This is a genomic window from Tolypothrix sp. VBCCA 56010, assembly GCF_050875635.1.
Taxonomy (GTDB): domain Bacteria; phylum Cyanobacteriota; class Cyanobacteriia; order Cyanobacteriales; family Nostocaceae; genus Hassallia.
This window is the reverse complement of sequence record NZ_JBPAOH010000232.1, coordinates 1-7,926: the sequence shown is the minus strand read 5'-3', so window position 1 is coordinate 7,926 and position 7,926 is coordinate 1. Positions and strand designations below refer to the sequence as shown.

The 7,926-nt window shown below is 43.0% G+C and carries 6 protein-coding genes; 3 read left to right on the top strand and 3 right to left on the bottom strand.

Annotated elements, in window-relative coordinates; all coding sequences use genetic code 11:
• Positions 1–163: 163 nt before the first annotated feature.
• A complete protein-coding gene (locus tag AABK37_RS38710; protein ID WP_432556714.1) occupies positions 164–1,822 on the top strand; it encodes a protein kinase domain-containing protein in 1,659 nt (552 codons plus the stop codon).
• Positions 1,823–1,971: 149 nt separating this feature from the next.
• The gene (locus AABK37_RS38705; protein ID WP_432556713.1) at positions 1,972–4,125 is read left to right on the top strand and encodes a protein kinase domain-containing protein; all 2,154 of its coding nucleotides are present in this window, start codon (positions 1,972–1,974) and stop codon (positions 4,123–4,125) included.
• Between the two features lie 119 nt (positions 4,126–4,244).
• On the opposite strand, the gene AABK37_RS38700 is transcribed toward AABK37_RS38705, so the two are convergent.
• The 3 genes from AABK37_RS38700 to AABK37_RS38690 all read right to left on the bottom strand — a co-directional run bounded on the left by AABK37_RS38700 (position 4,245) and on the right by AABK37_RS38690 (position 7,146).
• Positions 4,245–5,126, bottom strand: a complete 882-nt coding sequence (locus tag AABK37_RS38700; RefSeq protein ID WP_432556712.1) for a TauD/TfdA dioxygenase family protein — start codon at positions 5,124–5,126, stop codon at positions 4,245–4,247.
• 117 nt (positions 5,127–5,243) lie between these two features.
• Positions 5,244–5,861: an NUDIX hydrolase gene (locus tag AABK37_RS38695; protein WP_432556711.1), complete on the bottom strand. Its 618-nt coding sequence runs from the start codon at positions 5,859–5,861 to the stop codon at positions 5,244–5,246.
• An 82-nt stretch (positions 5,862–5,943) separates the two neighbouring features.
• Positions 5,944–7,146 (bottom strand): phosphoglycerate kinase, encoded by a 1,203-nt coding sequence (locus tag AABK37_RS38690; RefSeq protein WP_432556710.1) that lies wholly within the window; start codon positions 7,144–7,146, stop codon positions 5,944–5,946.
• 90 nt (positions 7,147–7,236) lie between these two features.
• Between AABK37_RS38690 and AABK37_RS38685 the strand changes: the two genes are divergently transcribed.
• The gene (locus AABK37_RS38685; protein WP_039739532.1) at positions 7,237–7,644 is read left to right on the top strand and encodes a universal stress protein; all 408 of its coding nucleotides are present in this window, start codon (positions 7,237–7,239) and stop codon (positions 7,642–7,644) included.
• Positions 7,645–7,926 lie beyond the last annotated feature (282 nt).

The window sequence follows — 7,926 nt, the reverse complement described above, 5'->3', positions numbered from 1 at the left end:
CCCACTCCCCCACTCCCCCACTCCCCCACTCCCCCACTCCCCCACTCCCCCACTCCCCCACTCCCCCACTCCCTCATTCCCCACTCCCTATTCATAATTTTGCGTAAATAAGGCTGCACTTGTTGTAGCAGTAAAGAAAACCCTTCATTCACCCTTGGGCATTATGCAAGTCTATTGCAGTAAACAACACGCAAATAATCAGAGTAACCGATTTTGTATCCACTGCGGTGAACCGTTGCCTCTTGCTACGGGGAAGGTGGTGGAGAATCGCTATCATATTTTACGGCAATTGGGGCAGGGCGGTTTTGGACGCACTTATTTGGCTGTTGATAATCAATCGAATCAAAATTGCGTGCTGAAGGAATTTGCACCTCAAGTTGAAGCACAACAAGATTTACTAAAAGCGAAAGAATTATTTGAACGCGAAGCAAGTGTTTTAAAGAAACTTCAGCATCCGCAAATTCCCCGTTTTCACGCTTCTTTGCAAGCGAAGTTAGGTAATAAAGATTTTTTCTTTTTGGTGCAAGATTATGTGGAGGGTGAAAATTATTATCAGTTGTTAGAACGTCAAACTTTTAGTGAAGAAGAGGTAATTAAGTTACTGCAAGAAATTTTACCTGTCTTATCGTATATTCACTCAGTTGATGTCGTTCACCGCGATATTTCTCCTGATAATTTGATTTTGCGGAGTTCTGATAAGTTGCCGGTGTTGATTGATTTTGGGGGTGTGAAGCAATTACCCGCGAGTAAGGGTTTTTGGTTTACTCAGTTGGGTGGAAATCGCACGTTGTTGGGTAAAAAGGGTTACGCGCCAGAAGAACAGTTACGTCAGGGTAAGGCGTTTCCTAGTAGCGATTTGTACTCTTTGGCGGTGACATCGCTGGTATTATTGACAGGTAAGGAACCGCAACATCTTTACGACAGTTATCAAGCTGTTTGGCGTTGGGGAAAGGAAATTCAAGTCAGTTCGCAACTGGAAGCGGTGTTAAAAAGGATGCTTGCTTATAAACCAAGCGATCGCTATCAAACAGCGAATGAAGTTATCAAAGATTTAAACTTTTCTATCGCTGTCAAAGCTGCAAATCCACACATCACCAAGCTGAAAACTATGATAGCCGCTCCTGGGCGACAACGCGCTGGTGCTGTTGTCAGTAATCTCCACAAAAGAACGCAATTAATCGCTGGTGCGTTACCTTTACCTGTTTGGCTTCGTCCTTTTGCTGTTAGTCTTATTGGGACAACTGCGGTTGTTTTAACTTTCGCTGGTACTTGGGCGGTAGTAAATGCCATTGTTCGCGGTGTATCATCAATATCTGTTCCCTCAATTTCTCTACCGATACCGGGGGGATCGAATCCGGAAAGTAAACCTGCGAATAATAAAGATATAAGTCAAATTGTTAATCGCCGTGAAGAATTAGAAATTCCTCAAGGATTTTTTACTCGAACTGTAGATAATTTATTTTATACTGAAAAGCCAGAATTACAAGGACGCGCTCTTACCTCTGACTCAGAAGATGCTGCTTTACGCAAAGAATGGTACGGTGTAGCTGATGACTTGCTAGATAAATTAGAACAAGCTAAACTCAGTAACGCATCGCGTCGGAAGTTGGGAAATTACGGTTCCCAAGATTACGACGTTTGGAGACGCAAAGCGCAAGCAGGACAGTTAGGTGATTATACAATCAGTCAATTAAACAGAGACACAAATCAAAAATTCGATCGCTTGTTCCCAGGTCAGCGACGTGGGAAACTCAATCAAAAGACTCTCGGTCAAATTTGGTATGCGATCGCTGCCGATCAAGTTAGTAAAGTACAACAATAAGGTTAGTGGTTGGTGGATAGTGGGGTATGGGGCATGGGGCATGGGGCATGGGGCATGGGGCATGGAAAGCATCTTTTATTACCAATGCCCATTGCCCATTGCCCAACAACTCAAGCAACAACCAACATCCAACCACTAACTAAATTATTATGAATCTCGTTTATTGTTCCAAAGGACACGAAAATCCTGCTGGTAGTCGCTTTTGTCTTCATTGTGGTGAAAAGTTAAATCAAAATCCGATCGGTCAGGGTATCCAACCGGGACAAACTTTAGGCGATCGCTATATTATTGTACGTCTACTCGGTCAAGGAGGATTCGGACGCACTCATTTAGCTGAAGATATCAACCGCTTTCGGGAACTTTGTGTTTTAAAGGAATTCTCTCCCCAAGTTCAAACTCCTTACGTTTTACAAAAAGCTGAAGAACTATTTCAGCGAGAAGCAACTGTTCTTTACAAATTGCAACATCCGCAAATTCCCCGCTTCCGCGAATTGTTTCGCAGCAATTTGGGGGGTAAAGAATATTTGTTTTTGGTGCAAGATTATGTAGAAGGGCAACCTTACAACGCTTTATTAAATACTCGCTTACAGCAAGGTTTGCGTTTTAGTGAAGCAGAAGTGCGTCAGTTATTGCTGCAAATTTTGCCAGTTTTGGATTATATCCACTCTTTGGGAGTCATTCACCGCGATATCTCCCCCGATAATTTAATTCTTCGCACCGCTGACCAATTGCCAATCTTAATTGACTTTGGCGGGGTGAAACAAGTAGTCGCAGCCGTAGCTTCAGAATATTCCCAAAACGGTGCTGCGACACCACCCGCAACGCTACTCGGTAAGGTGGGATACGCACCTTCAGAACAGATGCAAACTGGGCTGGTATCTCCTCACAGCGATTTGTATGCTTTAGCGGCGACGGTGTTAGTTTTACTGACAGGTAGACAACCGCAAGAATTAATTGATACTCATACTTTAACTTGGCAATGGCGACGGGAAGTTAGTTTAAGTCCGAATTTAGAACAGGTGTTAGAGAGAATGCTATCACCTAGACCAGGCGATCGCTTTCAATCAGCGCGTCAAGTTTTAAACGCATTAAACTCGCCTTATGTCAACTATCCCCCGACTCAATCGACAGAACCAACATCTGCCACCGTAGCAGTAGCCCCCCCTTCCCCCCTTCCCCCCTCCCCCACTCCTCCCTCCCCCACTCTTCCCTCCCCCGATATTCCTCAACCAAAAAATTCGTGGACATCTGGGAAAAGCTTGCTGGTGGGATTAGCGCTAGCTGGGGTTGTTGGTGTTGGTTGGTTGGGAACAAACTTGATATTATCTCGTGGCGGAGATTCTTCACAAGATACGACGCAACCTACACCCAGCAATAACCAGCCAACCGATCCGCTAGCAAAATACTCACCCGAAGAACGCGCACGTAAAGAAAAATTAAGCGATCGCCGTCAACAGTTGGGTATAGATTTCAACTTTTACGTTGACTTGGTAAATCAAGTTTTTTGGGAGAAAAATCCCAGTTTAAAAGGACGCAAACTCAGCGATAATCCTGAAGATGACAGTTTGCGGGCTGAGTGGGATAAAACAGCCGCCGAATTATTAGAGAAGCTGACACCACTGAGTAAAAATGCCCGTCAGCAATTAGGAAATTATACAGCAGCACAACGCGATCGCGCTAAAGCCCAAGTCAATGAAATCAACGTTGGTAGTCGTTCTTTATATGATTTGGCTAATGTTGCCTTTTATCAGCAATTTCCCGAACAAGAAGGTAAAAATTTTCTTACTACACCCATTGGACAAGTTTGGCAAGGATTTGTTAGTGATAAAGTTCAGGCGATCGTTTCCGGTAGGGCTTTTCAGAAACTTATATTTGATAAAGGTGCTAACAGCAAAACAGTTAGCGGTACTCTCAAAGCTGCTGATGGCAAAGTATTCATTGCCGAACTTGCCAAAAATCAATTGATGGATGTGAAACTACAAGCAAATTCGCAAATTTTGCTATCAATTTATTCCCCCTCTGGCAAAATCAAATTTTTAGAAGATTCTCCAAAACGTTCATTATCTAATGAACTTCCAGAAGACGGATATTATGAGTTTGTCGTCGTTTCCACCGCATCAAAACCAGTAGATTATCAACTTAGCATCACTGCCGAAAATCCCGCACCACCCTTATCTCCGACACCGACACCCACAGAAACTTCTACACCGATATTAACACCCACACCAACACCTACACCAACACCCACACCAACACCCACACCAACATCTACACCAACACCCACGCCCATAAAAACGCCTTAGTACAGATTAATTCATAGCGAACCTCTGCGAACCTTTGCGTTTTCCTTAGCGTCCCTTTGCGTTGAAAATTCAACCTTAAATTGTTACGATTTCACACAAAACTGTACTTATTCAAAACATCAAATCTGCGTATCTACAACTCCTAAACGTAATGCAATACGTTGATACTTTGTTGCATCATAAAAAGTACCTCTATGCATCACTTGTGAATTGTCCCAAAAGATAACATCTCCTGGATGCCAAACATGAGAATAAACGGGAGTGCAATTTAAAACAGTCTGAAATAAATCGTTCCAAAAACGTTTTGCTGATGGTTTATCTTCCATACCCACAGGAATCGTTGTATTTGAACCTAAATATAATCCTTTTTGACCAGTAACTTTGTGAGTAGACACAATTGGATGCACTTTTTGAGGAATATCAACTAGCGTTTTGTTACTTTTAGAAAACATTGGTGGTGCGTGATACATAAACATCTTTTCTAATTGCTGCTGATGTTGACGATCCAAATTATTATACGCTTCTACCATGTCGATAAACTCAGTTGTATGGGGTTGCCCATTTATCCCTTCCGGAGGTAGTTTCACCCCATAAAGCATCACCACATAAAGTGCATTCATATCCAGTCCCTCTGTGCATGGGATGCCATCTTTATCATGATGCCATTGCCAAGCAAACTTTCCTACCACTTCTTGAGCAAGTCCTTTTGGATTACCCAAAATATTTACATATTGACTTTGTAAATCTGGGCTAATATCAGGATCTAATGTCTTAGCATAGCCACCAAACATTAAATCGCCAAACGTATTTCTAGCAAATTCTTCCAACTGCGAAGCGGTAAGATGTTGCTGTCTAACTACAACAACACCGTGTTCCCAAAGTGATTGCTTAAATTCACGTATTTGTAAATTTGTCAGGTTAATCAAACTACAACCCTGTAACACTTCAACTCCGAGTCTCGGATGCTGCTGTACTTGTTTGTATTGAGTAATTGAAGTCATTTGTCTGCAATTAATTATGAAAAGAACATTGAGTGTAAAACTACTTGAGAATATCCATAAAAAATAATGCTAGCAAATTGCTGATAAACTAGAACTTTGAAGCCATATCTAATCCCCTTAATCGAAATCCGTCGGCAAATTTGGATCGCGGTGATGTTGAAAAAATCGCGTAATTTGCGCTGGTGTCACACGTCCCAAAGATAACTCAGGAATATTATCTTCTTCAAAAAATCCTACTTCCTCCGTTTCAATGCTTACTGAAGCAGAACCCCCAACTAATTCACACAGAAAAAATAGCTTGTAAACGTAATGTAGAAAAGGAGGATGTCCTTGCCTATCTCTATCATAGACAGCCAAAACTTTGACAGCGCGAGTTAAATAACCAGATTCTTCAAAAACTTCTCTCACAGTTACTTCACTTGGGGAATCACCAATATCAGCCCATCCACCAGGTAAAGTCCAACAGCCGTCTACTCGCTCTTTAACTAATAATATCGTATCGCCTTGAAAGACAACTCCGCGCACATCAACTTTCGGAGTAGCGTAGCCGACATCATCAGCGAATAAATCCAAAATATAGCTTAGTTCTGTATTTGAATAAGTCGATAAAATTTCCGCAGTAATTTCTTGCAATTGTTGAAAGCGCTGAATATCAAAAGGATTTTCTGAATAAGTCAGACCATTTTGAGCGATCGCTTTCAACTTTTGCGCCCATTCCAGCCATTTTGGTTCCACAACAATTTAAAATAAAAATTTAAGCAAAGACAGAAAGGATAAAGAATGAAATCATCCTTTATCCTTCATCCTTCACACTTGATTAGGCTTCATCTAAAGCAACGATTCCGGGTAATTCCTTACCTTCGAGTAACTCCAAACTGGCACCACCGCCGGTGGAAATGTGACTCATTTGATCGGCTAAACCGACTTTTTCCACAGCCGCTACAGAGTCGCCACCGCCGATAATGGTGATAGCGCCTTTTTTGCTGATGTCGGCTAAAGTGTGAGCGATCGCTTCTGTACCTGCGGCAAATTTATCAAACTCAAACACACCCATCGGACCATTCCAAATCACCGTCTTACAATCAGCAAGCGCTTCTTGGAACACCTTTATTGAGTCAGGACCAATATCCAAACCCATCCAACCATCGGGGATATTGTCAATGCTGACGGTTTGAGAATTGGCATCAGCGGCAAAGTTATCTGCTACAACCACATCTGTGGGAAGCAGCAAATCAACACCGCGTTCTTTTGCTTTAGCTTCTAAAGACTTTGCTAATTCTAGTTTGTCTTCTTCCACCAACGATTTACCGACATTCAAACCACGGGCTTTGTAGAAAGTGAAAATCATACCCCCACCGATGATTAGCTTGTCGCATTTTTCCAGCAGTGCTTCAATTACACCGATTTTACTGGAAACTTTGGAACCGCCGATAATTGCTGCTAAAGGACGTTGAGGATTAGCGATCGCGCTTTGCAAATACTGCAATTCCTTTTCAATCAAATATCCCCCAACCGAAGGACTGAGATATTTAGTCACACCTTCGGTAGATGCGTGAGCGCGGTGTGCTGTGCCAAAAGCATCATTGACATACAAATCAGCATTTGCAGCGAGTTTTTTCGCAAATTCTGGATCGTTTTTCTCCTCTTCCTTGTAGAAGCGGACATTTTCTAGCAACAACACTTGTCCATTTTGCAACGCTCCCACTTTTGCCGCAACGTCATCACCGATGGAGTCATCAGTTTTGACGACTTCTTGCCCTAGCAACTCAGACAAGCGCTTTGCAACTGGTGTGAGACGCAATTTGTCATCCACGCCTTTAGGACGCCCAAAATGGCTAACTAGAATTACTTTAGCGCCCTTCTGAGCTAAATCCTGGATAGTTGGCAGCGCTGCCCGAATGCGGGTATCATCTGTAATCTTGCCACTGTCGTCTACAGGCACATTAAAGTCAACCCGCACCAAAGCGCGTTTGCCGGATAAGTCAGAAGCCGATAGATTTGCTAAAGTTTTTTTGGACATAGTACAAACCTCGCGATCGCCTTTTTGTTATTTTTTGTAAGTAGAGCCATTCCAGATTTTACCGGAGTAAGGGCTACGCAGGTGAATCAGATGTTCAAAACAGTTTTATTTCCACTCGATCAAAGCCGGGAAGCGCGGGAAGCCGCTGACGTGGTTGCCAACATCGTGCAAAAGTACGGTAGTCGCTTAGTGCTGCTGTCTGTCGTCGAAGAACCCAACCCAGACGCACCAACAACAGATCCCATGATGTCACCAGAAGCGGTTGCCAAACTGCTGCAAAGTGCCCAAGCATTATTTTCTCAGCAAGGAATTCAAGCCGAAACCATCGAAAGAGAAGGCAACCCTGCCTTTACAATTTGTGACGTTGCCGATGAAATTAATGCCAATTTAATCATCATGGGCTGTCGCGGACTAGGCTTGACCGAAGAAGGTGCAACAGATAGCGTCACCACTCGCGTGACGAATCTTTCACCTTGTCCGGTGTTGATTGTTCCTTAATAAAGTTAGGAAAAGCGGTAGAGACGTTCCAGTGGAACGTCTCTACCTAAGTGAGGAATTATGAGTTAAGAATTAGTTAAATTTGTAGGGTGCGTTAACGCAGTGTAACGCACCATTTTAATCATAAGTATTAAAATCATCTAACACCAACACGCGCAATTCTGTAACGCGCTTAAATGTGACCAAGCCCCGTTGGGGCGGGGTGTAGGGTGTGGGGTGTGGGGTGTAGGGAAAGAGATAGCCCCAACAACCAGTGGGAAACATACGCCCCGTCTTTTAAGA